At 57.8% G+C, this 26999-nt stretch carries 28 protein-coding genes and 2 pseudogenes; 15 read left to right on the top strand and 15 right to left on the bottom strand.

Annotation, left to right across the window (positions count from 1 at the left end):
• A complete protein-coding gene (locus B8P98_RS14345) occupies window positions 1–1200 on the bottom strand; it encodes a sugar transporter (RefSeq protein ID WP_042929292.1) in 1200 nt (399 codons plus the stop codon).
• A gap of 201 nt (window positions 1201–1401) precedes the next feature.
• Here B8P98_RS14345 and B8P98_RS14340 point away from each other — a divergent pair, with 201 nt between their 5' ends.
• Window positions 1402–2196: a PhzF family phenazine biosynthesis protein gene (locus B8P98_RS14340; protein ID WP_087805617.1), complete on the top strand. Its 795-nt coding sequence runs from the start codon at window positions 1402–1404 to the stop codon at window positions 2194–2196.
• 45 nt (window positions 2197–2241) lie between these two features.
• Here the strand turns inward: B8P98_RS14340 and B8P98_RS14335 are convergent, their stop codons facing one another.
• The 4 genes from B8P98_RS14335 to B8P98_RS14320 form a co-directional block, all read right to left on the bottom strand.
• Entirely contained in the window at window positions 2242–3561 is a 1320-nt protein-coding gene (locus B8P98_RS14335; protein ID WP_087805619.1) for an MFS transporter, read from the bottom strand.
• Window positions 3562–3624: 63 nt separating this feature from the next.
• A complete protein-coding gene (locus tag B8P98_RS14330; protein WP_080897383.1) occupies window positions 3625–4575 on the bottom strand; it encodes a phosphoglycerate dehydrogenase in 951 nt (316 codons plus the stop codon).
• A gap of 85 nt (window positions 4576–4660) precedes the next feature.
• Window positions 4661–5545, bottom strand: coding sequence for a dihydrodipicolinate synthase family protein (locus B8P98_RS14325; RefSeq protein ID WP_025713193.1), 885 nt, complete (start codon window positions 5543–5545; stop codon window positions 4661–4663).
• 14 nt (window positions 5546–5559) lie between these two features.
• Window positions 5560–6708, bottom strand: coding sequence for an iron-containing alcohol dehydrogenase (locus tag B8P98_RS14320; RefSeq protein WP_025713192.1), 1149 nt, complete (start codon window positions 6706–6708; stop codon window positions 5560–5562).
• 174 nt (window positions 6709–6882) lie between these two features.
• On the opposite strand from B8P98_RS14320, the gene dtnK reads away from it, so the two are divergent.
• Genes dtnK through B8P98_RS14305 form a run of 3 tightly spaced genes read left to right on the top strand, consistent with a single transcriptional unit; the run spans window position 6883 to window position 9863 of the window.
• A complete protein-coding gene (gene dtnK, locus B8P98_RS14315; RefSeq protein WP_095033151.1) occupies window positions 6883–8121 on the top strand; it encodes a D-threonate kinase in 1239 nt (412 codons plus the stop codon).
• Window positions 8114–9100: a D-threonate 4-phosphate dehydrogenase gene (locus B8P98_RS14310; protein ID WP_025713190.1), complete on the top strand. Its 987-nt coding sequence runs from the start codon at window positions 8114–8116 to the stop codon at window positions 9098–9100. The genes dtnK and B8P98_RS14310 overlap by 8 nt, the downstream gene beginning before the upstream one ends.
• 1 nt (window position 9101) lies before the next feature.
• Window positions 9102–9863 (top strand): DeoR/GlpR family DNA-binding transcription regulator, encoded by a 762-nt coding sequence (locus B8P98_RS14305; RefSeq protein WP_025713189.1) that lies wholly within the window; start codon window positions 9102–9104, stop codon window positions 9861–9863.
• Between the two features lie 11 nt (window positions 9864–9874).
• Here the strand turns inward: B8P98_RS14305 and B8P98_RS14300 are convergent, their stop codons facing one another.
• Complete coding sequence (locus tag B8P98_RS14300; protein ID WP_025713188.1) at window positions 9875–10819, bottom strand: L-lactate dehydrogenase; 945 nt, start codon at window positions 10817–10819, stop codon at window positions 9875–9877.
• A gap of 145 nt (window positions 10820–10964) precedes the next feature.
• Between B8P98_RS14300 and B8P98_RS14295 the strand changes: the two genes are divergently transcribed.
• A complete protein-coding gene (locus B8P98_RS14295) occupies window positions 10965–11447 on the top strand; it encodes a GNAT family N-acetyltransferase (protein ID WP_025713187.1) in 483 nt (160 codons plus the stop codon).
• Here the strand turns inward: B8P98_RS14295 and ptrR are convergent.
• Window positions 11401–12279, bottom strand: coding sequence for a putrescine utilization regulator PtrR (ptrR, locus tag B8P98_RS14290; protein WP_025713186.1), 879 nt, complete (start codon window positions 12277–12279; stop codon window positions 11401–11403). The two genes, B8P98_RS14295 and ptrR, sit on opposite strands and share 47 nt — an antisense overlap.
• Before the next feature lie 106 nt (window positions 12280–12385).
• Between ptrR and sad the strand changes: the two genes are divergently transcribed.
• The 7 genes and pseudogenes from sad to B8P98_RS14255 all read left to right on the top strand — a co-directional run bounded on the left by sad (window position 12386) and on the right by B8P98_RS14255 (window position 19562).
• The gene (gene sad / locus B8P98_RS14285; RefSeq protein ID WP_025713185.1) at window positions 12386–13771 is read left to right on the top strand and encodes a succinate-semialdehyde dehydrogenase; all 1386 of its coding nucleotides are present in this window, start codon (window positions 12386–12388) and stop codon (window positions 13769–13771) included.
• Between the two features lie 106 nt (window positions 13772–13877).
• The gene (glsB, locus tag B8P98_RS14280; RefSeq protein ID WP_227673413.1) at window positions 13878–14780 is read left to right on the top strand and encodes a glutaminase B; all 903 of its coding nucleotides are present in this window, start codon (window positions 13878–13880) and stop codon (window positions 14778–14780) included.
• Window positions 14780–15148: a DUF4186 domain-containing protein gene (locus B8P98_RS14275; protein ID WP_025713183.1), complete on the top strand. Its 369-nt coding sequence runs from the start codon at window positions 14780–14782 to the stop codon at window positions 15146–15148. Before glsB ends, B8P98_RS14275 begins: the two co-directional genes overlap by 1 nt.
• A gap of 114 nt (window positions 15149–15262) precedes the next feature.
• Window positions 15263–16687 (top strand): GGDEF domain-containing protein, encoded by a 1425-nt coding sequence (locus B8P98_RS14270; RefSeq protein WP_025713182.1) that lies wholly within the window; start codon window positions 15263–15265, stop codon window positions 16685–16687.
• A 77-nt stretch (window positions 16688–16764) separates the two neighbouring features.
• Window positions 16765–17296 (top strand): annotated as a pseudogene (locus tag B8P98_RS14265) (N-acetyltransferase family protein).
• A 113-nt stretch (window positions 17297–17409) separates the two neighbouring features.
• Window positions 17410–18861: a tagaturonate reductase gene (locus B8P98_RS14260; RefSeq protein WP_025713180.1), complete on the top strand. Its 1452-nt coding sequence runs from the start codon at window positions 17410–17412 to the stop codon at window positions 18859–18861.
• 254 nt (window positions 18862–19115) lie between these two features.
• On the top strand, window positions 19116–19562 hold the full coding sequence (locus B8P98_RS14255; RefSeq protein ID WP_025713179.1) for a GNAT family N-acetyltransferase: 447 nt from the start codon (window positions 19116–19118) through the stop codon (window positions 19560–19562).
• A gap of 209 nt (window positions 19563–19771) precedes the next feature.
• Here B8P98_RS14255 and B8P98_RS14245 read toward each other — a convergent pair.
• Window positions 19772–19954, bottom strand: a pseudogene (locus B8P98_RS14245) (tautomerase family protein); the annotation flags it as partial.
• 175 nt (window positions 19955–20129) lie between these two features.
• Between B8P98_RS14245 and B8P98_RS14240 the strand changes: the two are divergent.
• Genes B8P98_RS14240 through B8P98_RS14230 form a run of 3 tightly spaced genes read left to right on the top strand, consistent with a single transcriptional unit; the run spans window position 20130 to window position 21546 of the window.
• Complete coding sequence (locus tag B8P98_RS14240) at window positions 20130–20846, top strand: hypothetical protein (protein WP_025713177.1); 717 nt, start codon at window positions 20130–20132, stop codon at window positions 20844–20846.
• 4 nt (window positions 20847–20850) lie between these two features.
• Window positions 20851–21045, top strand: a complete 195-nt coding sequence (locus tag B8P98_RS14235) for a hypothetical protein (protein ID WP_023328596.1) — start codon at window positions 20851–20853, stop codon at window positions 21043–21045.
• Between the two features lie 18 nt (window positions 21046–21063).
• Complete coding sequence (locus B8P98_RS14230) at window positions 21064–21546, top strand: Hcp family type VI secretion system effector (protein ID WP_042929505.1); 483 nt, start codon at window positions 21064–21066, stop codon at window positions 21544–21546.
• A 48-nt stretch (window positions 21547–21594) separates the two neighbouring features.
• Here B8P98_RS14230 and B8P98_RS14225 read toward each other — a convergent pair whose 3' ends face one another.
• The 7 genes from B8P98_RS14225 to B8P98_RS14195 form a co-directional block, all read right to left on the bottom strand.
• Window positions 21595–21975: a tautomerase family protein gene (locus tag B8P98_RS14225; RefSeq protein WP_025713175.1), complete on the bottom strand. Its 381-nt coding sequence runs from the start codon at window positions 21973–21975 to the stop codon at window positions 21595–21597.
• Window positions 21966–22286 carry a carboxymuconolactone decarboxylase family protein gene (locus tag B8P98_RS14220; RefSeq protein WP_004143517.1) on the bottom strand — a complete coding sequence of 107 codons (321 nt, stop codon included), beginning with the start codon at window positions 22284–22286 and terminating at the stop codon, window positions 21966–21968. The genes B8P98_RS14225 and B8P98_RS14220 overlap by 10 nt, the downstream gene beginning before the upstream one ends.
• 162 nt (window positions 22287–22448) lie before the next feature.
• Complete coding sequence (gene tam, locus B8P98_RS14215) at window positions 22449–23210, bottom strand: trans-aconitate 2-methyltransferase (protein WP_025713174.1); 762 nt, start codon at window positions 23208–23210, stop codon at window positions 22449–22451.
• Between the two features lie 202 nt (window positions 23211–23412).
• Complete coding sequence (locus B8P98_RS14210; RefSeq protein WP_004205945.1) at window positions 23413–23703, bottom strand: hypothetical protein; 291 nt, start codon at window positions 23701–23703, stop codon at window positions 23413–23415.
• Between the two features lie 211 nt (window positions 23704–23914).
• Window positions 23915–25102, bottom strand: coding sequence for an MFS transporter (locus tag B8P98_RS14205; RefSeq protein ID WP_080897377.1), 1188 nt, complete (start codon window positions 25100–25102; stop codon window positions 23915–23917).
• 155 nt (window positions 25103–25257) lie between these two features.
• On the bottom strand, window positions 25258–25680 hold the full coding sequence (locus B8P98_RS14200; protein ID WP_025713172.1) for a VOC family protein: 423 nt from the start codon (window positions 25678–25680) through the stop codon (window positions 25258–25260).
• A gap of 451 nt (window positions 25681–26131) precedes the next feature.
• A complete protein-coding gene (locus B8P98_RS14195; RefSeq protein WP_042929502.1) occupies window positions 26132–26977 on the bottom strand; it encodes a LysR family transcriptional regulator in 846 nt (281 codons plus the stop codon).
• Between the last annotated feature and the right edge of the window lie 22 nt (window positions 26978–26999).

Below are 26999 nucleotides of genomic sequence, written 5' to 3'. Positions count from 1 at the left end.
TCAGGAGTGGTGCGGCTGATGGTCTTCCAGCGATACCGGCCAGCGGCGGAAAATCATCAGCGACCAGACCAGCGCCACCAGTGCCGGAATGGCGCCGACATAGCCGACAGAGGCCATCGACAGATGCAGACTCACCTGGCTGCCGACCAGCGCTCCTGCGCCAATACCGATATTAAAGATGCCTGAGAACAGCGACATCGCCACGTCGGTGGCGTCCGGGGCGGAGGCCAGTACTTTCACCTGCATGCCAAGGCCGATAATCATGATCGCCACCCCCCAGAAGATGCTGAGCAGCATCAGGTGGTGCGGGTTATGCGAGGCCGGCAGCAGCAACAGCAGACAGGCCAGCAGCAGGCCGATAGCGATGCTAATCAGCCCGGAAGCGTGCTGGTTGCCGAGCTTACCGAACAGAATGCTGCCGATAATACCGGCCCCGCCGAGGATCAGCAGCAGCACGGTGGCAAAGTTGCCGCTCAGGCCTGCCACGGTCTGGACAAAGGGCTCGATATAGCTGTAGGCGGTATAATGGGCGGTCACCACCACCACGGTCAGAATATATACGCTGACCAGCGCCGGGCGGCGGAACAGCACCGGCAGGCTTTTCAGCGAGCCTGAATGTTCGCTCGGCAGGGTTGGCAGCAGCTTCACCAGGCAGGCCAGGGTGGCTAACGCGCCGAGGCCAATCGCCAGGAAGGTCATCCGCCAGCCAAAATACTGGCCGATGATGCGGCCAATCGGAATACCGAACACCATCGCCAGCGCGGTACCGGTGGCGATCAGGCTCAGCGCCTGCGCGCGTTTGCCTGGCGGCGCCATGCGTATGGCCAGCGCCGAGGTTATCGACCAGAACACCGCATGCGCAAAGGCGATGCCGATGCGGCTGATGACCAGCACGTCAAAATTCCAGGCAAAAAACGACAGGATGTGGCTGGCGATAAACAGAATAAAGAGGGCGATCAGCAGCCGCCGGCGCTCCACTTTACTGGTCAGCAGCATAAATGGCAGCGACATCAGCGCCACTACCCACGCATAAATGGTCAGCATCATGCCCACCTGCGCGGTTTCCATGCCGAAGCTGTCGGCAATATCCGACAACAGGCCAACCGGGGCAAATTCTGTGGTGTTAAAAATAAACGCGGCGATGGCCAACGTCACGACACGTAGCCACGCTACCTTGCGTGAGACCGTATTCGTAGTCATAAGCTCTGGACTGGTGATTCAGGGGAAGATGTGACGCTGATCTTAAAACGATTGCTGGCGAAAAGACAATCATTTTGTGATCTGCATCTCATTTTGTTGGCGGCGCCTGGCCGCGGTTAAGCAATTAATTTTGCTATGGATAGTGTCAGGGAGGCGCTTTTATGTCATGTTGAGGGAAAGTAAAAAAAGTAAGGACAGTGTATGCAGGAAATTCAATTTTATCTGGTCGATGCTTTCAGCGATAAAAACTTCGGTGGCAATGCCGCTGCCGTCTGCCCGCTCAGCGAGTGGTTAGCCGACGATGTGCTGCTGAAAATGGCCCAACAGCATAACCAGTCCGAAACGGCTTTCTTTGTCCGTACCGACGAGGGTTATGAGCTACGCTGGTTTACCACACTCGGCGAAATCAACCTCTGCGGCCATGCCACCCTGGCGACAGCGCACGTGATTTTCGAATATCTTGACCATCCTTCGGCGACCATTACCTTCAGTACTCGCTTTGTGGGCGATCTGCGGGTCACCCGCAGCGGCGACTGGCTGACGCTCGACTTCCCGGCCTGGTCGACCGCGCCGGTGGCCAATCCGCCAGCGGACCTGCTGGCCGGGCTGGGGCTTGAGTCCGCCGTTGAAGTACGGGAAGGGCGCGATTATCTGGTGGTGCTGGCGGATCGCCAGCAGGTTGAAGCCGTGCAGCCGGATATGGTGCGGCTGCAAACGCTTGGCAAAATGATCTGTGTTAGCGCGCCGGATGTGGAGTATGACTTTGTCAGCCGCTTCTTCTGCCCGGGTGAAGGAGTACCGGAAGATCCGGTGACCGGCTCCGCCCATAGCATGCTGATCCCCTGGTGGGGCGAAAAGCTGGGGAAAACCACCATGATGGCGCGCCAGGGTTCCACCCGCGGCGGCGACCTGCGCTGCCAGTGGCAGGGCGACCGGGTGCTGATCGGCGGCCAGGCGACCACCTATCTGCGCGGGACGGTTTACCTGCGAGGGTAACAATGTGTTTACGCCCGGTGGCATCCTCTACCGGGCGGATTGGACTTAATGTTGTTCAGCAGCATTAAGGACGGGTGATTTTTCACCCTTGTCATTGATAGGTTCAATTTTACCCATCAGGAACAGGTAGTTGATTATCCCGATAACGACAAGAATGGCCGAGAAAATCAGTGCCCAGTTGAATGAGCCTGTCGCAGCAACGATCGCACCCGTAATGATAGGGCCGACTGCGCCTCCCATATTCGAAACCGTATTTTGCAGCCCAGCGACAATTGAGACGCTGTTTTTGGGGGCAACATCACCCGGTAAGGCCCAAACCTGCGACGCAGCAACCGTGGTTCCTGATTTGGCGACACAAAGAAGAAAAACAGTCATGAAAACCGAGTCGGTAAATGGTGCAAAACCGATGCAAAGTGCCATGAGTAAGCCGATGGTCAAAAACAGTTTACGGGTCGCTGTTAGAGACAGTATTTTCTTATGTACCAGGCGATCTGAGGCCCAGCCAGCAAAAACTTCAATCACCATCCCACATAATAAAGGCAGAGCGGCTACCATCCCCATTTTAATAAAATCCATACCTTTCTCTTTTACCAGGTAAGTGGGAAGCCAGGTAATGAAAAAATAGGACGTATAATTGATGGTGAAAAAGCCGATGCACATTGCCCAAATGTTACGATAACGCAAGAGCTTATACCATTTCATTGGCAATACGGTTTTGTCGCCGTGATGTTGTTTTTGGCCATCGCGAATAATGCGCACTTCCGAAGGACTGATGCGTTTATGTTCTTCAGGGTTTTCAGCATAGATAAAATACCATGCGATAACCCATAAAATGCCCACACTACCGATGATCAGAAAGGTCAGTCGCCAGTCAAAGGTGTAGATCATCCAGACGATAAGCGGCATGGCAACGGCACCGCCAAATTTAGACGCGCTGTCGAACAGGCCGGATACCGTCGCGCGCTCTTTGTCCGGAAACCAGCGTGCGGCGATCCCTGCATTGCTGGGGTAGGCGGCGGCCTCGCCAACACCTAAAGCCAGACGCAAGGCGAGAAGTGATTTAAACCCCGTGGCAACCCCCATCATCGAGGTGGCGATTGACCACCAGGCAACGGCTAAACCAAGACCTTTTTTCTGTCCAAAACGATCGGCGAACCACCCCGCGGGGATCTGTAATAACGAATATGACCAAAAAAAAGCAGCCATGATAAACCCCATCATTTCGGGGTCGAGCTTCAGTTCATCAATTAAATGAGGGGCGGCGGCAGATAATACTGTCCGGTCGATATAGTTAATGGCAATAGCCAACCACATTAATCCGGCTATCCACCAGCGAATACGAGTAGTGTTAGCTGTCGTGTTCATATATTCGGCTCTGAGTAGATGTTCGTTATATTGGTGGGAATGACATGCTTCCCACCTCGTTATTTACAGCGAATTCATAATGTTTTCAGGTCGTTCACCGCGACAGACGCAGGTAATAATATTGTTGACGCAGCGTGCGCTAATATTGCTAATGGCGCCATCCGTATATCCAGCAATATGCGAGGTTGGCGCAAAATTGGCCAGGGTAAACAAAGGATGCGTAGCGCACGGCTCCTCGAGAAAAACGTCAGCTGCGGCTCCGGCGAGGTGTCCTGATTTCAGTGCCTCATACAAAGCGTGTTCATCAACGATACCGCCTCTGGAAACATTAATGAGGAACGCCCCTGATTTCATCTGCTGTAGCCGGGCGGCATTAAACATATTTTCAGTTTCCGGGGTTAACGGCGTATGCAGACTAATAAAATCACTTTGCGCCGTCAGAGTATCCAGTGAAACATATTCAACCTGATGCTCCTGAGCAAATTCTCTGTCCGGCCAGGCGTCGGTGGCCAGCACTCGCATATTGAATCCGCGCGCACGTCGCGCCACTTCCTTGCCGATATGGCCTAAACCGACGATCCCCAGCGTTTTGCCATAAACATCAGTGGCAAAAATACGAGGCCAGTTGCCTGCTTTCGTTTCACTTATTGCCTGAGAAATCTGGCGGGCAGTATTGAGAATTAAACCAAAAGCAAAATCGGCCACCGCATGCTTATTGGCATCCGGAACGTTAGTGACAAAAATATTGCGCTGACGTGTCGCGTTAAGATCGATGTTATCCACACCAACGCCGTGTTTGCAGACAATTTTAAGCCTGGGCGCTTTTTCCAGCAGAGATTCATTGATATCGGTAAAGGCGACAATCATCGCTATGGCATCAGGCAGATGCTGAGCCAGCATTTCTGTCGAGGCATCGGCAGGCAACATGACCAGTTCCAGATCGGCCTCTTTCAGCGCTGAAATAGGCGCGTCGTCGTATTTGGCGAATGAGGGCGAGGTGCAAATTACTTTCATAACCGTTTCCTGTTTACTGGCGACGCGTAGCGTCGCAAATACAAGGTCTTGCCCCAGCCAGTGAAGGCCGGGGCGGATATGTAAATTAGTGAAGGTAGGTGTTAATGATATTTTTAATCTGCTGCAGCTGTTGGTCACTGAACTGCACCGCGTAGCGGCTGTCGCCCACCTCATGACCCATCAGCTGCAGGGCTTTTTTCACCGCCGCGGGCGAGAACGCCACCTTATACAGATCGGTGCGCAGGCCCGTCACTCGCTCCTGGGCCTGGCGCGATCCGGCGATATCCCCGGCGTGAAAGTGCGACCAGATGGCGTTGATTTCAGCGGGCGCGACGTTGGCAAGCCCCGAGATGCAGGCTGAACAGCCGTCGACAAATCCCTGATGAATAAGCGAGTCCGGTCCGTTCAGAACGTCGAAGCCGTCGATATCGCGCACCGCGTCGAGAAAGCCTTTCAGGCTCTCATAGCTGCCGGCGCTGTCCTTGATGCCGACGATATTCTCGTGCCGGGCCAGCTGGCGCGCGGTCTCCGGGGCAATGGTGTTCCCGGTGCGCGCGGGAATGTTGTAAAGAAAGAGCGGGACGCTCAGCGCGTCGGCGATCGCCGTATAGTGGTTAATCAGCTCTTCCTGCTTCAAGGGCACGAACCACGGGGTGATGGCCGATACCGCGTCAACGCCGAGGCGGGCGATCTGCTGGCCCAGTCGACGAGTTTCCCGGGTGGATATTTCCCCGATATGGGCCACCACCGGGACGCGACCGGCCGCTTCTTCCACGCAGGTTCTGGCGACGGCGATCTTCTCTTCCTCATTGAGGACAAAAAATTCGCCGTTGGTACCGCCGCAGAAAATACCGTTGCCCGCGGCGATCTGGCGCTGTACCTGCTGGCGTAGCGCAGGCAGGTTAAGCGCGCCCTCGGCGGTAAAGGGGGTGACGATGGCGGTCAGTACGCCGCTAATAGCTTTCCTCATTTTACTTTCTCCTGTTAGGCATGTTCTGGAAACAACGTCTGGTAGATAGCCGCTATCTCTTCACGGCTGACGCTGCAGGGGGCATTGTTCATCAGGCGTTTGACGTTTTGCGCCGCCGCGCTGAGGGCGGGAATGCTCTCCTGCGGCACGCCGAGCGCGGCCAGGTTGTCGGGCAGCGGCAGTCGTTTCACCAGCGCCGCCAGCCACGCGACCAGCGCATGGGATTTCTCTTCCTCGCTGAGCGTGCGATCCGCGTCGGGGATCAGATCCCAGACCTGAGCAAATTTCGCCACCGCGTGGGGGCGGACCACCCGCATACAGGGCGCCAGCAGGATGGCGTTGGCCACGCCGTGCGGCAGATGCCAGGTGCCGCCGAGCGGATAGGAGAGCGCATGCACCAGGTGGGTGCCCGCATGGTTAATCGCTGCGCCGCCGTACCACGAGGCCCAGAGCATCTCCAGTTTTGCCGTTAGATCCTGCGGCTGATTCACCGAGCGCTCGATATGGCGCACCAGCTTGTGCAAACCGATTAACGCCGCGTTGTCGCTCACCGGATTGGCGACGGTGGAGGTAAAGCACTCCAGCAGATGGCACAGGGCATCAATGCCGGTCGACGCCGCGATGCTGGCCGGCATGCTGGTGGTCAGTTCCGGCAGCAGGGCGACATAGTCCGGCAGCAGCACCGGGGAGATGATCCCCACTTTGGTCTGCTGCTCGGGGATTGCCAGAATGGCGTTCGGCGTCGCTTCAGAGCCGGTCCCGGCGGTGGCCGGGATTAACAATGAGCCGAGCCGTCGTTGCGGCTGCTCACCGGCCAGCAGGGCCGTCAGAGCGGGCGCCTCAGGGTGCAGAAGTACTGACAGCAGTTTTGCCACATCCAGCACGCTCCCCCCGCCGATGCCAACGACCATCTGTGGCTGGCTGGCGCCCAGCTGGCTGACGATCTGCTCCACATCATGATGGCTTGGCTCCGCCGGCACCGTGTCAATGACCTCGACCTCGCGTCCCTCAGCCGTCAGCAGGCGATGGATCGCCTGGGTTGCTTCCAGCGCCCCGACGTTCTTGTCGGTCACCAGCAGGATAGAGGTTTTACCGGCCAGCAGCGGGCGCAGAGCCGATGAGGCGCCCGCCCCGCTGATAATCGTGCTGTGTATCGTCGCCACACGTTTCTCCTTGGTAGTAATTGATTATTTTCAATCATTCATGAGTCACAGGACTCGTCTGGTGGGGAAAAGTTATAATTTATACGGCAGGTTAATAACTTGAGATTGCTCACATTTAATCAAATATGATTGCATATAATCAATTCAGGATTTCATCGACCACAAGGCAGGACAATGAACGACGACGGCAATAACAACGTGCTGGTGCTGGCGGATGACTTTACCGGGGCGAATGATGCCGGGGTCAGCCTGGCAGAAGCAGGGATGGCGGTGGAAGTGGCATTTACCGCCGGGCAGGCGTCCTCCGTGCGGGCATTAATTCTTAACAGCGACAGCCGGGCGATGAGCGCCGCCGCGGCGGCGTACAAGGTTACCGCTCTGCTGCGCGGTGCGGTGACATTCACTGCGCACTGGCAGGTAAAGAAGATCGACTCCACGCTGCGCGGAAATCCCGGCGCCGAACTGGAGGCGATGATGACGGTGCAGAATTGTCGGGTGGCGGTGGTGGCGCCGGCGTATCCGGCGGCCGGGCGGCATACCCGGGACGGGCGCTGTTATGTCCGTGGGGTAGCCCTCGATCAGACTGAATTTGCCAGCGATCCGAAAACGCCGGTGAGCCGGGCGGATATTGCCGGCATTCTCGCCATGCAGAGCCGGCTGCCGTGCCGCTCGCTGAGCGCCGCGCAGCTTCCGGCGGCGTTAGCGGCTGCTGACGAGGAGAGGCGGGTACTGATTGTCGATGCCTGGGAAGACGGCCACCTGGATCAGGTGATCGACGCCGTCGCGCCCCATGCGCGCAAGACGTTGCTGGTCGGCTCGGCGGGCCAGCGCTTCGCGCTGGCCCGCCGCCTGCGACGTAGTGAGCAGGGGCCGCTGCTGGCGGTGGTCGGTTCAATGAGTGAGATGGCGCAGCGACAGGTTGCGGCCCTGCAGGCCCACCCCCGGGTGAGGCAGATTGAGATTGACGTGGCGCGGGTCTTTAGCGGCTCGCCTGAGGATGAGGCCCGGCGGATCGCCGGGGTGCTGCGCGAAGGCCGGCACTGCGTGGTGACTACCCGCCCGGACAGCGCTGCCCGGCAGGGGATAGAAGCCCGGTGCCGTGAACAGGGCCTGAGCCGTGCCGCATACGGCGAGCGCATTTGTGGCTGGCTTGCCGCGCTTACGGCGCAGGCGGTGGCGCAGTGCCCTCCTGGCGCCCTGTATCTCTCCGGCGGCGATGTGGCCATCGCTGTGGCTCAGGCGCTCGGCGCCAGCGGGTTCCAGATCCGTGGCCGGGTGGCGGAGTGCGTTCCTTACGGGCATTTTCTCGGTGGCCGCTGGTCGCGGCCGGTGATGACCAAAGCCGGAGGATTCGGCACCGACACCACGCTGTTACATGTTGTGAATTTTATTGAGGAGAAACTGAGTGTCTAAAACGATTGCAGTCACAATGGGCGACCCGGCAGGTATTGGTCCGGAGATTATTATTAAATCCCTCGCCGAGGGGGCGCTGAGCGGCGCACCGGTGGTGGTGGTGGGCTGTGCCCAGACGCTGCGGCGGATCCTGGCGCTGAATATCACGCCGCGGGTGGAGCTACGCATCATCGACCATCCCGCCGAAGCAGTATTTTCCCCGGCGACGATTAACGTTATCGATGAACCGCTCAGCGACCCGCAGGAGCTGCGTCCAGGCGAAGTCCAGGCCCAGGCGGGCGATCTCGCGTTTCGCTGCATCAAACGCGCGACCGCCCTCGCGCTGGAGGGCGCCGTCGCCGCCATCGCCACCGCGCCGCTGAATAAAGAGGCGCTTCATCTGGCGGGGCATGCTTTCCCCGGCCATACCGAACTGCTGGCCCACCTGACGCAGACCACCGATTACGCCATGGTGCTGTATACCGAGAAGCTTAAAGTTATCCATATCACCACCCATATTTCCCTGCGCAAGTTCCTCGATACCCTCAACCAGCCGCGGATTGAGACGGTGATTGGCGTGGCAGATCGGTTTTTGCGCCGTGTCGGCTATCAGCGTCCACGCATTGCGGTCGCCGGGGTCAACCCGCATGCCGGGGAGAATGGCTTGTTTGGCGATGAAGAGATCCGCATCGTCGCCCCGGCGGTCGCCGCCATGCAGGCGCAGGGGATAGCGGTCACCGGACCCTGTCCACCGGACACGGTGTTTATGCAGTGTCATGAAGGGATGTACGACATGGTAGTGGCGATGTACCACGATCAGGGGCATATCCCGCTGAAGCTGCTCGGGTTCTATGACGGGGTGAATATCACCGCCGGGCTGCCGTTCATCCGCACCTCAGCGGATCATGGCACCGCGTTTGATATTGCCTGGACAGGTAAAGCGAAGTCTGAGAGCATGGCAACCTCCATTGAGCTCGCCATGCAAATCGCGCAGGAATAACATGAAGGGATATAACCGGTTAGAGCAGATTATGGACTTCCTGAAAAGCCATAATCTGGTGACAGTCGACCAGCTGGTGGCGGCGACCAACGCCTCACCGGCCACTATTCGCCGCGACCTGATCAAACTCGATCAGGAAGGGGTGATCAGTCGCACGCATGGCGGGGTGACGCTGAATCGGTTTATTCCTTCCCAGCCGACGACGCTGGAGAAAGCCCAGCGCAGCCCGCTGGAGAAGCAGGCGATCGCCAGCGCGGCGGCAGCGCTGGTGAAAGCCGGCGACGCTATCGTGCTCGACGCCGGCACCACCATGATTGAGCTGGCGCGGCAGATCACCCATCTGCCGCTGCGGGTGATCACCAGCGATTTACATATCGCGCTGTTCTTATCGGAATTTAAGCAGATTGAAGTGACGATTATCGGCGGGCGCATCGACGACAGCAGCCAGTCGTGCATCGGCGATCACGGCCGCCGTCTGCTGCAGACTATCTGGCCGGATCTTGCCTTCGTCAGCTGCAACGGCTGGGACCTTGAGAAAGGCATCACCGCCCCGACCGAAGAGAAGGCCGCCCTGAAACGGGATCTGATGGCCAATGCCCGGCGGCGGATTCTGCTGGCGGACAGCTCGAAATACGGCGCCTGGTCACTGTTCAACATTGCTCCGCTGGCGTCGTTGACCGATATCGTCACCGACGCCCACCTGCCGGAAGAGACCCGCGAAGCGCTGCTGACCCTCTCCCCGCAGCTGATCATTGCCGACTGACCCGGACGTCGTCAGGGCAGACGAGCGATATTGGCTTTGATCACCGCTATCGACTGGCTGAACTTCGCCTGCTCTTCGGCGGCCAGCCGCAGTTCAATAATCTGCTGCACGCCGCCCTGGGCCAGCACCGCCGGCACCCCAGCCGCTGCGCCGCTGACCCCGTACTCGCCGTCAAGAATGCAGGAGACCGCCAGCGCGCGGTGGCTGCCGGTGAAGATATTGCGGCAGATCTCGGCGATGGTGCCTGCCACGCCATATTCGGTGCAGCCTTTACCCGCGTAGATCTCAAACCCCAGCTTACGCACTTTTTCGGCCATGGCCTCGCGATCGAGCGGGTGGCCGGTGCGCTGCTGATAGAGGTCGGCGATCGGCGAGCCGTACACCGAGGAGTGCGACCACACCGGAAACTGGGTATCGCCATGCTCGCCGAGGATAAAGGCGTCGATGCTCTGGGCGCCAATCTCCAGCTCCTGCGCCAACAGGCGACGCAGGCGGGTGGTGTCCAGCCAGACGCCGGTGCCCAGCACCTGGCTGCGCGGCAGGCCGGAGAGCTGCCATACCTGCCAGGTGATGATATCGCAGGGGTTGGTGGCCACCAGGAAGATGCCGTTAAATCCGTTCGCCATCATCGCCGGCACAATGCTCTTCACAATCTTCGCGGTGGCGGTCAGCTCATCCAGCCGGCTCTGACCGGGGCGCAGCGCGCCGCCGGAGACGGTGATCACCGCGATATCGACATCGGCGCAGTCGCTGGCCTCGCGGGTGGAGATGGTCATCATCCCCGGCAGGTAAGCGGCGGCATCGCTCAGGTCCTGAGCGTGGGCTTCAGCGCGCTGCTGGTTAAGGTCGACGAGGATCAGCTCCTCGCAAATACTCTGATTGAGCAGGGCATAGGCCGCCGATGCGCCGACGTTGCCAGCGCCAATAATCATCACTTTACGGGCTTTAGTGTGCATGTTGTGGTCTCAGAAACGAACGACAGACAATAAAGTTACTGTGTTTCAGTGAGTTAGTGCAATAGGAGGGCGACAATATAAGTTAATGCTATGCCGGTAAGCGCCGCCGGCCGCGCTACAGTGGCGTAAAAAAAGGAGCTCACCTATGTATACCATCACCGACATCGCCGCCACCGACGCTGAATTTACCGCCCTGATTGCCGCTCTTGACGCCTGGCAGGAGACACTTTATCCGGCGGAGAGCAACCATCTGCTGGACCTCGGCCAGCTGCCGCCGCAGACGGTGATCGCCCTGGCGATCCGCAGCCCGCTGGGCGAGGCCGTTGGCTGCGGGGCTATCGTCCTCAGTGAGGAAGGTTTTGGCGAAATGAAACGGGTCTATATCGATCCGCAGCACCGCGGACAACAGCTGGGGGAAAAACTGCTGGCGGCGCTGGAGGCGAAAGCGCGTCAGCGCGATTGCCATACCCTGCGCCTGGAGACCGGCATCCATCAGCATGCGGCGATTGCCCTTTATACGCGCAACGGCTACCAGACACGCTGCGCGTTTGCGCCGTATCTGCCGGATCCGCTCAGCGTGTTTATGGAGAAACCGCTGTTTGTCGATCTTCGTTCAGCAGCGCTATAAAGGCCTCCAGCTGGCGGGTTTTGGCGCCCCGGCGCCACACCAGCCAGGTGGTTAGCCAGCGCCACTCTTCGGCCAGCGGCCAGGCGGAAACCTGCTGATGGCCTGGCATGCTCTCCAGCATACTGCGCGGGATCAGCGCCAGGCCGGCGCCGGCGATCACGCAGGCCAGCATCCCATGGTAAGACTCCATCTCGTGGATCCGGCCCGGGGTCGCTCTGTCGGCATGGAACCAGCTCTCAAAATGCCGGCGGTAGGAGCAGTTGGCGCGAAAGGCGTAAACGTTGGCCCCGTTCACTTCGCTGGCGCGGTCGATGGGCGCGTGGCCGTAAGGCGCAACGATCATCATCTCCTCAGGGAACACCGGCAGCCCCTCCAGACCCGGATGCACCAGCGGGCCGTCAACAAACGCGGCGCTAAGCGCCCCCTCCAGCACGCCGTCGATCATCGTCCCGGACGGGCCGGTGGAGAGCGCCAGATGAATTTTCGGGTAGCGTTGATTAAAGTGGGCCAGGGTGGTGGGGATCCGCACCGCCGCGGTGCTCTCCAGCGAACCCAGGGAAAACAGTCCCTGAGGTTCGTCGCCCGCCACCACCATCCGCGCCTCGTCCACCAGGGCGAGGATCTGCTGGCTGTAGCGTAAGAAGCTGTGGCCCGCGGGCGACAGGCGCAGGCGCTGGTTCTCGCGAATAAACAGCTCAACGCCGAGGTCGGCCTCCAGTTGGCGGATGCGGGTGGTGAGGTTGGACGGCACGCGATGCACTTTCTGCGCCGCCTGAGTAATGCTGCCGGTGCTGGCGACCGCGTTAAACATCTCTAGCTGAGTCAGGTCCATAATATTCTTCTTTTGTGAATGTGTTGCTTAATATTATTCATTTTCAATGAATGGAAAGGTAAGCCAGAATACGGTCACTTCGCAAGCAACGAGAGAGAGAATAACGATGAATTTATCTGCAACGCACGCCGTCTCCGTCAATCCGACTACCGGTGAGGTGGTCTCCTCGCTGCCGTGGGCCAGCGAAAGTGAGGTTGATGCGGCGATCGCGCTCGCCGCGGCAGGCTATCGCCAGTGGCGTCAGACGCCGCTCGCCGACCGCGCCGACGCCCTGCGCCGCATCGGGGCCGCGCTGCGCGCCCGCGGTGAAGAGGTGGCCCAGATGATCACCCTTGAGATGGGCAAACCGATCGCTCAGGCGCGCGGCGAGGTGGCGAAATCCGCCAACCTCTGCGACTGGTACGCTGAACACGGCCCGGCGATGCTGGCGACCGAAGCCACCCTGGTGGAAAATAATCAGGCGGTGGTTGAGTATCGTCCGCTGGGCGCTATTCTGGCGGTCATGCCGTGGAACTTCCCGGTCTGGCAGGTGCTGCGCGGCGCGGTGCCGATCCTGCTGGCCGGCAACAGCTACCTGCTGAAGCACGCCCCGAATGTGATGGGCAGCGCCCAACTGCTGGGCGAGATTTTTGCCGCCGCCGGCCTGCCGGATGGCGTGTTCGGTTGGGTGAACGCCACCAATGACGGCGTCTCGCAGATCATCAACGATGACCGCATCGCGGCGGTGACCGTCACCGGCAGCGTCCGTGCCGGCAAGGCGATTGGCGCGCAGGCGGGCGCGGCGCTGAAGAAATGCGTCCTCGAACTGGGGGGATCCGATCCCTTTATCGTGCTCAACGATGCTGACCTGGATGAGGCGGTGAAGGCTGCCGTCACCGGTCGCTATCAGAACAGCGGCCAGGTGTGCGCCGCCTCGAAACGCTTTATTCTCGAAGCCGGCATTGCCGACGCGTTCACCCGCAAATTCGTCGATGCCGTCGCGGCGCTGAAGATGGGCGACCCGCGCGATGAGCAAAACTACGTCGGGCCGATGGCGCGGTTTGATCTACGCGATGAACTGCACCAGCAGGTGACGGCGACCCTCGATGAAGGGGCGACTTTGCTGCTGGGTGCGGAAAAAATCGAAGGGGCAGGCAACTACTATGCGCCAACGGTGCTGGGCAACGTTACCGCCGGAATGACCGGCTTTCGCCAGGAGCTGTTTGGCCCGGTAGCGACCCTGACCACCGCTCGCGACGCTGACCACGCGCTGGCTCTCGCCAACGACAGCGAGTTTGGCCTGTCGGCCACGGTCTATACCACCGATGAGGCGCAGGCCCAGCGCTTTGCCCGCGAGCTGGAGTGCGGTGGCGTCTTCCTTAACGGCTACTGCGCCAGCGATGCCCGCGTGGCCTTCGGCGGCGTGAAGAAGAGCGGGTTCGGTCGCGAGCTGTCGCATTTCGGCCTGCACGAGTTCTGTAATGCGCAGACCGTCTGGAAAGACCGCCGCTAATACATCGTTCGCCCCCTGACGACCGTCGTTCTCGTCTGCTATACTCGCCCACCAAATTTCGATGGTGGGCAAGGAGCCGCGTGTGGCGACGGTGATCAACAATGCAATGCTGGAAGCCATTCTGGCAGAAATCAGGCCGCTGATTGGCCGCGGAAAAGTGGCGGATTATATTCCGGCGCTGGCCAGCGTCAGCGGCGACAAGCTTGGTATCGCGATCAGTACGGTCGACGGCCAGCACTTTGCCGCTGGCGATGCCCATGAACGTTTTTCCATCCAGTCTATCTCCAAGGTATTGAGCCTGGTGGTGGCCATGAACCACTATCAGGAAGAGGAGATCTGGCAGCGGGTGGGGAAAGATCCCTCCGGCCAGCCCTTCAACTCGCTTCTGCAGCTGGAGATCGAGCAGGGCAAACCGCGCAACCCGTTTATTAACGCCGGGGCACTGGTGGTCTGCGACATGCTGCAGAGCCGGCTCAGCGCCCCGCGCCAGCGGATGCTGGAGATTGTCCGCCGCCTGAGCGGTGTAGCCGATATCGCCTACGATCCGGTGGTGGCCCGCTCTGAGTTTGAGCATTCGGCGCGCAACGCCGCCATCGCCTGGCTGATGAAATCCTTCGGTAATTTCCATAACGATGTCGCCACCGTGCTGCAGAACTATTTCCACTACTGCTCGCTGGAGATGAGCTGCGTTGAACTGGCGCGCACCTTTCTGTTTCTTGCCGACCGCGGTATTGCCCCGCATCTCGATGCGCCGGTTATCGCGCCCATTCAGTCCCGCCAGGTGAATGCCCTGATGATGACCAGCGGCATGTACCAGAACGCCGGCGAATTCGCCTGGCGCGTTGGCCTGCCGGCGAAATCAGGCGTTGGCGGCGGGATTGTGGCGATTGTGCCGCAGGAGATGGCGATCGCCGTGTGGAGCCCGGAACTTGACGACGCCGGGAACTCGCTGGCCGGCGTGGCGCTGCTGGAAAAACTGACTCAGCGGATGGGGAGGTCGGTGTTCTGATGGACAATCAGGATCGGTTGTTTGCCCGCCTGGCGCGCTCGACGTTTCGTTCACGTTTTCGGCTGGGGGTAAAAGAGCGGCAATACTGTCTCGATAAGGGGCCGGCGATCATCGACCAGCACGCGGCGGATTTTATTCGCCAGCGGCTGGCGCCCGCGGAACCGGTGAACGATGGTAAGCAGACGCCGATGCGCGGCCATCCGGTATTTATCGCCCAGCATGCGACCGCCACCTGCTGTCGCGGCTGTCTGGAGAAATGGCACGCCATTCCCCACGGCCGCGCGCTGAGCGAACAGGAACAACACTATATTGTGCAGGTGATCCATCACTGGCTGGTGCTGCAGATGAACGGCCCGTCGGTGCGGTAATGTGCATTTGATCGGCGCCGGAGTATGCCTGATAAATATTCTCATGTTATGATAATCCGCTAACTAATTATTAACATAATAACTACCTGAAACAATTAGACGGATAATTACTGAATGTCTTCACTGTCGATTCGGTCATTTACGCTGTTTCGTGAAGAACAACCCGTGCGCGATGCACTGGTCTTATTTACGTTAACACTACTGCTGCATTTTCTGGGCGCGATGCTGCGTCTGGTGCAGGAGCTTTCGTTCTTCTGGCCGCTCAATGCAGTAATGGCTGGGATTTTTGCGCGCTACGTATGGCTTAACCGCAGCTATTTTTATGCCGTCTGTTTTGCAGCCATGCTGGTTTATGACGGATTAACCTCGCGCTGGGGGATGGGCTTTGCCTCATTGCTAATTAACTTCTCCAATATTGTTTTTATTGTGACGCTGGCGCAGCTGGTGCTGTGGGACAAACGACGCGCCGATTCCATGCCCGGCCCGATCAATGCGCTGAATTTATTCTGTTTCTGCCTGTTCGCCGCGTTGCTGTGTGCGGCCGTTGGCGCACTGGGTTCGGTGGACGTTGAGCGCGCGACCTTCATTCCCCAGCTGGCGGACTGGTTTAGCGAACAGTTCTCGACGGCGGTGCTGATCGTGCCGTTTATTCTGACCCTGACGTTGCCTTCTGCATTAAGCGGCTTTCGCTTTCGCCAGCTGCTGCCGGTACTGGCGCTGGTCCTGTCGATTGCGCTTGGCGTAGCGGTGGGGGGCGCGGGCAGCATTACCTTCCCGTTACCGGCCCTGATCTGGTGCGCTGTTCGCTATCCGCTGCCGCTGACCTGCCTGCTGACTTTTCTCACCGGCATCGGCGAAATACTGCTGGTGGCTAACTCGTTAATCCACCTTTCGCCGGATGCGCGAATGCAGCCGTGGCAGCTGTTCTCCACCCGGCTGGGGATCGCGGCCATGCTGATTAGCCCGGTGATTGTCGCCTCCAGCGTCGAGGCGATTAACATGCTGGTGAAACAGTTGGCCCTGCGCGCCGATTTTGATTTCCAGACCCGCGTCTATTCCCGTTCCGGGCTGAGCGAAGCGCTGAAGCGTCAGGCGCTGCCGGCGGATAAACTGCTGACGGTGATGGTGCTGGATATCGATGGCTTTAAGCGGGTGAATGACGCTCTGGGTCATGAGGGCGGCGACTGCGTGCTGACCCAGTTTGCCCAGCAGGTGCGACAGCTGGTGGGCGAGCAGGGGATGGTGGCCCGCATTGGTGGCGAAGAGTTCGCGGTGGCGGCGGTCGTCGACAGTACCCAGCAGGGCTATTTACTGGCGGAGAAGATCCGTCACGGAGTGGAGTCGCAGACTTTCGGGCTGGGCCAAAACCCTATTCACTTGACCATCAGTATGGGACTGGAGACGCGCGAGGTAGGACAGGCCCGCATCACCGAGCTGTTTAATCAGCTACTGCTGGCGGCGGACGATGAGATGGTGAAAGCCAAACAGACCGGCCGCAACCGTATCTGTATGCCAACGCTGACCGAAAGCGCGCCATAAGAAAATCCTATACCCATTCTGCTTGTGTTAATTATTGGTTAAAAACATAGTGATGTGGTCGATAACAGGGAGCTTTTATGACCACATCCTTTTCACTGCGCACGCTATCGCGTGACGATATTCTTCATCACCTCCCAGCACTAAGCGATATCCTGGCAAGCTGCGTCAACGGCGGCGCTTCGGTGAGCTTTATGCTGCGCTTTCGCGCCGCAAACGGCTAAAACGTTCTGGCAACGCACTGCCGACAGCGTGGCCGCCGGGGAGCGCATCGTGCTGGCCGCCGTTGACGCGGATGAACGTCCCGTCGGCACCGTGCAACTTATCACCAGTCAACCGGAAAACCAGCCCCATCGAGCGGATGTCGCCAAACTTTTGGTTCACCAAAATGTCCGCCGACAGGGGATCGCTCAGGCATTGATGACTGAGCTTGAGCGGCTTGCCCGACAGGAAGGAAAGACGGTGCTGGTACTGGACACGGCGACCGGCAGCGGGGCGGAACAGTTCTACGTTCGCTGCGGCTGGGAAAAAGCAGGAGAAATCCCGCGCTATGCGCTGATGCCTGACGGCGAGATGACCGCCACCTCCCTGTTCTATAAGTTTTTGCCCTGACGGGCGCTATTGCAGAATGCTTTGATCAAAACAGGGTTTCAATGGTAGAAAAACCTGATAAGTTATTGGACCAATTACTCAGGTTGTATGACTACTATTAGAGGGAACCCATTGTGAAAACTTTAAACCGTCGTGATTTCCCCGGCGCGCAGTACCCTGACCGTATCATCCAGTTTGGAGAAGGTAACTTCCTGCGCGCATTCGTTGACTGGCAGATTGACCTGCTCAACGAGCATACCGACCTTAATGCGGGCATCGTGGTCGTACGGCCGATCGCCACCGATTTTCCGCCGTCGCTGAACACCCAGGACGGCCTTTACACCACCATTATTCGCGGTCTGAACGAGAAGGGCGAAGCGGTCAGCGATGCGCGCCTGATCCGTTCGGTCAACCGGGAGATCAGCGCTTACGCCGATTTCGACGCGTTCTTACAGCTGGCGCACGATCCGCAGATGCGGTTTGTCTTCTCCAACACCACCGAGGCGGGCATCAGCTATCATGCCGGGGATCGTTTTGACGACGCGCCGCCGGTCAGCTATCCGGCGAAACTGACGCGTCTGCTGTTTGAACGCTATCAGCATTTCGCTGGCGCGGCCGACAAGGGATGGGTGATTATTCCCTGCGAACTGATTGATTATAACGGCGAGGCGCTGCAGGCGCTGGTGCTACGCTATGCCGCCGAATGGGAACTGCCGCAGGCGTTTATCGCCTGGCTGACCTCAGCGAACACCTTCTGTTCGACGCTGGTGGATCGCATCGTGACCGGTTATCCGCGCGATGAAGTAGCGGCCCTTGAGGCTCAGACCGGCTATAAAGACGCCTTCCTTGATACCGCCGAGCATTTCTACCTGTTCGTAATCCAGGGGCCTGCCTCGCTGGCGACCGAGCTGCGTCTCGATAAGCTGGCGCTCAATGTGCGCATTGTGGACGATATCAAGCCGTATAAAGAGCGCAAAGTGGCTATCCTCAACGGCGCGCATACCGCGCTGGTGCCGGTGGCCTTCCAGGCCGGGATCGACACCGTCGGTGAGGCGATGAACGACGCGGAGATTTGTGCGTTTGTCGAAAAGGCCATTTATGACGAGATTATTCCGGTGCTGGATCTGCCGCGCGATGAGCTGGCATCCTTCGCCAGCGCGGTGACCGGGCGCTTCCGTAATCCCTATATTAAACATCAGTTGCTCTCTATCGCCCTTAACGGCATGACCAAGTACCGCACTCGTATTCTGCCGCAGCTGCTGGCAGGGCAGAAAGCGCAGGGGGTATTACCGCCGCGCCTGACCTTTGCCCTCGCGGCGCTGATCGCCTTCTATCGGGGAGAGCGGCAGGGTGAAAGCTATCCGGTACAGGATGATGCCGACTGGATGACCCGCTATCAAACGCTGTGGGCCCGCCATCGCGATGGCCAGATGAGTACCCGCGAGCTGGTTACCGCCGTGCTCAGCGTGGAGGCTCACTGGGAGCAGGACCTGAGCCAGATCCCCGGACTGGTGGAGCAGGTCACCACTGACCTTGACGCTATCCTGACCCGCGGTATGCGCGACGCCGTCAAGCCTTTGTGCTAATTGCGCACCACGTTCACCCGGCTACGGCCGGGTTGAATCGCCTTTTAATTAGTTACAACATACTTTTATATAGCTCTCACTAAGCCGGTTGTCGGCCCCGCTGCAAAAGGCTTTTTAGTGCCAAATCGCGCTCCCTAAACCAAGAATTGCCGCGAAGTCGCTTGAACAAATATCTGCGCAGGAAAATAATGGCCTTAACACATATTTCCTGCCAATGTTCGCAGGCTAATTCATTCATCTGTAAGGAAACTGGCATGGTCATCGATATCCGGGAAATACGGCCGCACGACAAAGCCGAATGGCTTCAGCTGTGGGAAGGCTATACCCGCTTTTACGGCAGCCCGCAGCCGGAAGAGGTGACCGAAGCCACATGGCAGCGGATGTTGGACATGAACTCCCCGCTGCTGGGCAGGGTGGCCGTGGTAGATGACGCAGTGTTGGGCTTCGCGATTTGCGTTCTGCATGAGGGAACCTGGGTCACTACACCGATCTGTTATCTTGAGGATCTGTTCGTCGACCCTGCATTCAGGGGACAAGGCATTGCCAGAACCATGATTAAGGCATTACAAAGCGAAGGGGCGGACAAAGGCTGGTCGCGTCTGTACTGGCATACCCGCCGCGATAATCCTGCTCGCCATCTGTATGATGAATTTACCCCGGCGGACGATTACGTGCGCTACAGGATCACGCTGACGTCCTGAAGCGATAAGAAGTTGTTAAGCTTTTCCCGCTATAACAGGGGGAACAGGCTCAGGAGAAATAACGATGGAAAAACGTCTGGAAACAGTGGTCAATCTGATTATGTTTCTTTCGCTATTGGCTACGGCCTGGGATCTCTCGCTGGTGCATCATCTTGCCTGGTAGCAAACATATCGCCTGAACCGCGGCGCCTCATGCGGCGCCGCCTGCCTTATTCGCCTGCCATCTTCCCTCCGCTAAAACTCCAGTCCTCCAGTTGGTTAAACTGGATAACCACCATCACGTCCTGCGGGCTGACCGCCATCTCATCGTCTAACCGCGCACAGAGCCGACGATAAAGCCCCTGTTTCTGCGCCCGGCTGCGCGGTTTACCGGCGAAAATATGAAACAGCACGCAACAAAAGCTATCAGAGGTATTTTTACCGGACAGGGTTTGAGTGAATATAAACAAGAGAGAAAAATTTATATCACTATCAAGATCATCGTTTTATACGTATATTGAAAGGCCAGATCACCGTAAGAAATATGCGCTGGGAAAATGAATAGTCTAATAAAGGAAGAGGCTGATTATGTATTATAGGGATTTCATTATTACCTCTATCGAGGCAGAGCATATCCTGGCGCTGAAACTTGATGAAGCATTTGCTGGAGTGAAAAAGAATGTTATAGATACACTGAATCAAATGGGAAGTGGTATAACCCGTGCTTCGTATTATACTTCCTGCTTAATGGATAATTATCAGGATGTTTGTTCTAAGTTAAAGCAAGAGGACACAAGATTTATTGCAGGGCTGGCGCAATTATTTACAAACCGTGATATCATTTTTCAAATGATTAAAATATATATAGAAACCTATTTTCAAAATAAAAAAGAAGAAAAAGCTCAATATATTCTCAAGAAGCTTGTCAGCGCGGGAGTTTACATATCATCATCAGGATTAACTAATCGGATTTTAATCATGGCAGTAGCAACCATGATTTGCCAGACTTCCAGATTTAATACAGTTGTATATGGGCGTATCAACAGGGCAAGGTCATTAGTCCTTAAAGGGAGTGTAACTGCTACCGCAGTGGTATTGAACGTATATGGATTGATTCAGGATGCCGCAAATAGCGCTGACAATTTGAAAAGGCATAATTCATTTTATTACAATGCATTATATTCCAACCATCTGGAGATGATGTACTTCCTCATCGAACCTGTCATCACAGGAGTTCCTTATTTAAATCCGATGATTATTTCCGATGATGAACTTGCTGAATTACTTATTAAATTAATGAGGTGAATGGATGGATTTCTTGAAAAGATGGTTAAAGGAAGAGTTCATTCTTTTTTTATGGGGATGGGGCATTGTATTATTAATCATTGTATTTAGCATGATTGCAGTCTCTCTTTTCCCTGACATTGCCATTAACTTAATAGGACTTTTTGTTTTATTAATCATTGGGTTTCACGTTGTTGTTTGGTTTAAAGTTAAAAACTGATATGAAAGAGGATGGGTAATGTCAAATCCAGCATATTTATGGTTAACTGATGAGAATGATTCGCCTATTATAGGTTCTTGCCTGATGCCCACGCGCACGGGTTCTATCGAATTGCGCGCAGTGAATCATCATGTTTGGTTACCTGCCGATAATAATACAGGAAAGCTGACGGGAACCCGTCTTCATACACCGATTAAAATTCAAAAAGAGTTTGACAGAACAACACCTTTGTTATTTAGGGCTCTTTGTGAAGGTCGAACATTAAAATTGGCAACACTAAAAATGTACAGAATAAATGAGGCGGGACTGGAAATTGAATATTTTAACATAGCGATGACGAATATTAAGATTACGGCAATCACACAAAATTTACATCCGGCCGGAATGACAAGTACTCACCTTGAAGACATTGATTTCCGTTATGAGACGATCACCTGGAGATACACAGAAGGAAACATCATGTATCGTGATTCATGGAACGATCGCTGTTGTGCCTGGTAGCAAATGATATAGTGCTGAACCGCGGCGCCTCATGCGGCGCCGCCTGCCTTATTCGCCCGCCATCTTCCCTCCGCTAAAACTCCAGTCCTCCCGTTGGTTAAACTGGATAACCACCATCACGTCCTGTGGGCTGACCGCCATCTCATCGTCTAACCGCGCGCAGAGCCGACGATAAAGCCGCTGTTTCTGCGCCCGGCTGCGCTGTTTTCCGGCGAAAATATGAAACAGCACGAAGCGGGCGCTGCGTCCTCCGCTGAGGTAGTGCGGGTCGTAAATGCGCTGCTCGTCGGCGGCCTGTTCGATAAACTGAAATTTATCTGCTGTCGGCACGTCAAACTCTGCCACCAGGCATTCATGGAATAACGTTGACAGCTGAGCAAACTCCGCGGGACGCCAGGCGGTGCCAAGCGAAATTCGGGTCAGGGGCATGACGCCTCCTGCGCGTTCAGGCAGGTCAGGGCGCTGGCCGCCGCCGGCCAGCCGGCATAGAACGCCAGATGGGTAAACAATTCGACAATTTCTTCCCGGCTCAGGCCATTCTGATAGCCGAGCGCGATGTGCCACGGCAGCTGTTCAGTTTTGCCCTGCGCCGTCAGGGCGGAAAGCGTGATCAGGCTGCGTTCGCGGGGCGACAGCTCGCTGCGCGCCCAGATATCGCCAAACAGCACCGTTTCGGTTAGCTCGGCTAGCTTTGGCGCGATAGCCGCCAGCGTTCGGCGGTCGACAGGAGGAGTACTCATAGTAGTGATTCTCTTTGCAGGTTGAAGGCGTAATCACTGTCGCACGCTGACTAAGATATTGAATATCGCAACGTTCAGGATTATCAATCCTGAAAATCAGGATGGTATAGCAGATCCTTTACCCCGTTCATCACTACGCTTTCCTGGCCCCTATACCAACGGTCAGGCGGCGATCCTTCGCGCCACCATAAACAACCGCGGGAACCGCAGAAGCACTTTGCCGTTACACTGTAACGGATAGTGATCGGCCAGCAATGCGAGATAGCGTGTAAGAAACGCGCTTCCGGCCTGCTCGCCCAGGCCTGCAAGATAGGGGCGTAATCCGGTGCTCTGCAGCCAGTCGACTATCGCCTGATGAGACGCGAGGGGATGAAAATAGGTAGTGCGCCAGAGATCAACCTCACAACCATGGCGGCTCAGCAGATCGTACCAGGCGGCGGGCGGGAGTAACGGCTGGCGCCCGCGGTCCGGCAACCCCATCTCGCTGGCAACCTGCCGCATCAGGGTGTGGGAGGGCTCCTGCCAGTTATCCGGCATCTGCACCGCCAGCGTCCCGTTAGCGGCCAGCTGTTTCACCAGATGCGGAAAAAGCGTCTCGTGGTCCCGGAGCCACTGCAGCGAGGCGTTGGCATAGATCACGTCAACAGGTTGCGCAGGCTGCCAGCGGGCAATATCGGCGTCGATAAATTCACAGTCGGGCAACGCCTGCGCCGCCTGGGTCAACATGGCCGGGGAGTTATCGATGCCGACGATCGTCGCCAGCGGCCAGGCGGCGCGCAGCAGCCGGGTACTGTTTCCCGGTCCGCAGCCAAGGTCGACGGCGTGCTTCACCGGCAGATGGGCAATACGGGAGAGCAGGTCGGCCGCGGGGCGGGTACGTTCAGCGTCGAATTGCAGATAGAGCGAAGGATTCCAGTCGGCCATCGGGTGCAGTCCTGTGTGAGGGAGACAGGGCAAAGCATAGATCGCCTCAGGCGACCTGTCAGCGGTTAATCATCCTCCGTGGCCACTGTTTCGTGACAGTGTCACAAAATATAACATAACCGGATAGAACCCGGGCTGTCGGCAGATCCTGTGAGTGATAAGTGGCAGGGACCGCATCTGCGCCCGCAAGGGACGCAGGGGCTTATTCGGCGTTCTTCAGCGCTTCGGCACGGCTGGCGGTGGCGTAAACAAAATCCAGCATTGGCTCGAGATCGGTGTCGTAGCCGGCCTGAATAATTTTTCCTCGCAGCCACTCAATTTCGCTGGTGATATCGGGATGAAAAATGTTGTTATCCTGCGCCCGACGCAGCCATTTCAGCAGAAAGTTATTCTTTCCTCTGATACCGCCCGATTTTTTCGACTTTCCGTGCATTTTCAGCGCGACCAGGACGCAGTAGTAGAAATGAACGCGCTGATTAAAACTTTGGTGCATGTTTGTGTTTCCCGCCAGAATCAGGAATTCACCGTGTGGGTCAGTGATTCGGATTGGACTACGGTACCGGGCTGGATCGTTGCGCGATCTCTGTTGTTCTCCGCTACCGTCCTTGCCTCTGCTGCCAGACGCTGAGGGAATGTTGGCATGGAAGCCGAATCGTCGTCAATTACCGATTCGTTTTTTGACCAGGCCCGGGAGCCTGGTCAGATTATGCCTGCGACCTCACCCGCTGTTGCCGGTGTACGCGTAAAATCAGCAGGAAAGCGAACACCACCACGATCGCCGCCAGTAAATAGAGCGTCGCAAGATCGTAAAAGCCGGCGACCCATCCGGCCAGTGGCCCGGTGAGCCCCAGCGCCAGGTCAAGGAATGCCGAGTAGGTGCCGAGGGCGGTGCCCTGGTTTTGCTCTTCCACCTGTTTGACCGCCTCCACGCCTAATGCAGGGAAGACCAGCGAGAAACCGGAACCGGTGAGAAAAGCGCCGACACCGGCCACCCAGGCTGATGGCGCCAGCCAGATCAACAGCAGGCCGAGACATTCGATCACAAAGCAGGCCAGGGAGACCGGGACGCCGCCGTAGCGGGTAATGGTATTTCCCAGCACCAGGCGAACACAGATAAAGCCGATGCTAAACAGCGAAAGGGTAAACGCGGCGCCCTGCCAGCTGTGCGCCGCAAAATAAAGGGTGATAAAGGTGGCGATCACGCCGAAACCCACGGTGCCAAAGGCCAGACCCAGGCCATAAGGCCAGATTTTTCGCACCACCGCGTGAAAGGGCGCTCTGACGCCGGCGGTCACCCTGACGTCCTGGCGGGTACGGGCGAACAGCAGGCCGATGGCCGCGACCAGCACCACCAGCGAAGCAAAGCCGCTGATGCCGAAATACTGGTTAAGGGTGACCCCCAGCGGCGCCCCGACCGCCATGGCGACATAGGTCGCCACGCCGTTCCAGGAGATCACCCGCGACGTGTGGATCGCGCCGACGGTTTTGATCCCCCACAGGGTGGCGCCGGTGGCGGTAAAGCTCTCGCCGACGCCGAGAAACACCCGGCCCGCCAGCAGCGCGGTGATGGCGAGCATCGGCGTTGCCTGCAGGACGACGGCCAGCAGCGTGAAGGCGCCACTGAGCAGACAGCAGATGATCCCGAGGCTGACCACTTTTTTCGGGCCCCAGATATCGGTATAGCGCCCGGCGTGCGGCCGACTAATCAGCGTCGAGATGTACTGCAGACTGATCACAATTCCGGCCACAAAGGTGCTGTAGCCCAGCTGATAGTGAATGTAACCCGGCAGAACGGCCAGCGGCAGGCCAATGGAGAGATAGCAGATACACGTAAAAACAACGATCGAAATAATGCGCAAATTGAGTTGCGTAGTGCTGACGGAAGTGCTCATAGGGATAAGATGTTAATACAAAGAGGTAGTTAGCATAGCGCGCCGGGAGGACGCTGGCGAGTCGCGACCGCGTTTTATCGGTAACCGACGGGAACGATGTCTGTCCGAATGTAAATAATTGCTTTTACCGCGGCTGACGCCCGCCCCGATCAACGTCAGCTCGCCGCCAGGCCCGACGAATCGTGCGTGATGCCCCAGGCGCGGTTTTGCAATACGGTGCGATAGCCATCGCGGTCGACGAAAGTGACGCCATTGACCTCCCAGTAAGGGTTAAACGCCGTAACGCGCAGAAACCCGGCGGCGTCCATGGCGGCGCACTGTGCTTCCCATGCCGCCTGCTGCGGGTAATACAGCACCAGTAAATCTTCATCTCCTGGCGAGGGAGTGACGGGGTGGTGGCGACAGTGGGTGAATTCCAGATGCCACTCCGCGTCGGGCGCGCCGAGCATTATCCCGCTGAATCCTTCGTGATCGGTAAAACTGCCGAGCTGCTGAAGCCCCAGCCCGGCGCAATACATGCTGGCGGCGGCGTCCAGTTCACTGACCGGTCTGGCAATACGCATATGGCTGAACGACATAATGACTCCCGTAAGGCGTAGGCCGGGTCAGGCGTAGCCGCCACCCGGCAAAAAAGCGGCATCATAGCCGTGACCTGGCGCCCGGCGGCGCTGCGCTTGCGCGGGCCTACGGACCGCAGGATCCCATTAGCCTGAAAACGCAGCCCTGTAGGCCGGGTCAGGCGCAGCCGCCACCCGGCAAAAAAGTGGCATCATAGCCGCGACCTGGCCCCTGGCGGCGCTGCGCTTGCGCTGGCCTGCGGACCACAGGATCCCATTAGCCTGAAAGCGCAGCCCTGTAGGCCGGGTCAGGCGCAGCCGCCACCCGGCAAAAAAGCGGCATCATAGCCGTGACCTGGCGACAAGCGATTTTGTCGCCAGCGTTGATACTGTAGCGGTAAAACGCCGCTGCGTTTATCGGGAAGAGCTCTGGTGCGCCTCCTGCCAGTGCATCGCGGTTTCCTTTTTCAGCTTAGTCGTTCGCCACACTTTGCAACAGCTTGCGCCATTCGCTCAGGGCGGGAGCGCTGTCCCCGTTGCGCCAGATAAGCTGGGTGGTCGCCGCGCACAGCGGTTCGCTAAGGCAGTTTTCGGGAAGCGTCATCTGCGCCAGCACGCTCTGCGGCAGCAGGCAGGCGTAGCGCCCGGAGGCCGCGCAGGCGAGCATGCTGTGGTAGGAGTTGACCTCATGCACCTCGGCAGTTATTTGCTGCGCTGCCAGCCAGCGTTCGCCCAGCGCCCGATAACTGCACCCGCTGGCAAATGCCGCGAACCGCAGCGGGCCCGGATTCCGCGGACGGACCAGCATCAGGGTTTCATGAAACACCGGGGTGAATGCCAGCTCGGCAGGACAGGCCGGTTGACCATCGGCCCCCGGCGGCAGGCAGACCAGCGCGGCATCAAGAGCGGCGTTGACCACTCCCTCGGTTAACTGGCGGGTTGGCTGGGTGGAGAGCACGATCTCTACCTGCGGGCACCGCTGTTGAAAGCAGGTCAGCAGCGGCGGCAGCCGGCTGGCGGCGGTCGCCTCCATCGCGCCCAGCCGCAGGGTACCGCTGGGGGTCACCGGATTCAGGGCCTGCTTTGCTTCCTCCGCAAGACTCAGGATCCGCCGGGCATAGCTGAGAAACTGCGCGCCTGCCGGGGATGGCACCATCTTCTTATTGCTGCGGACGAAGAGCGCCACGCCAAGCTCCTCTTCCAGTTGCTGAATACGGGTCGTGATATTGGACTGCACGCGGCCGAGCCGTTTCGCCGCCTGGGTGACACTTTGCGTCTCTGCCACCTGGATAAAGATCTGCAGTGTGCTGTGGTTCATATTTTTATTCTCAATATAAAAA

Source organism: Klebsiella quasivariicola (genome assembly GCF_002269255.1).
In the GTDB taxonomy this organism is placed as follows: domain Bacteria; phylum Pseudomonadota; class Gammaproteobacteria; order Enterobacterales; family Enterobacteriaceae; genus Klebsiella; species Klebsiella quasivariicola.
Note: the sequence above shows the minus strand (reverse complement) of the source record. Positions and strands in the feature narration are given on the sequence as shown.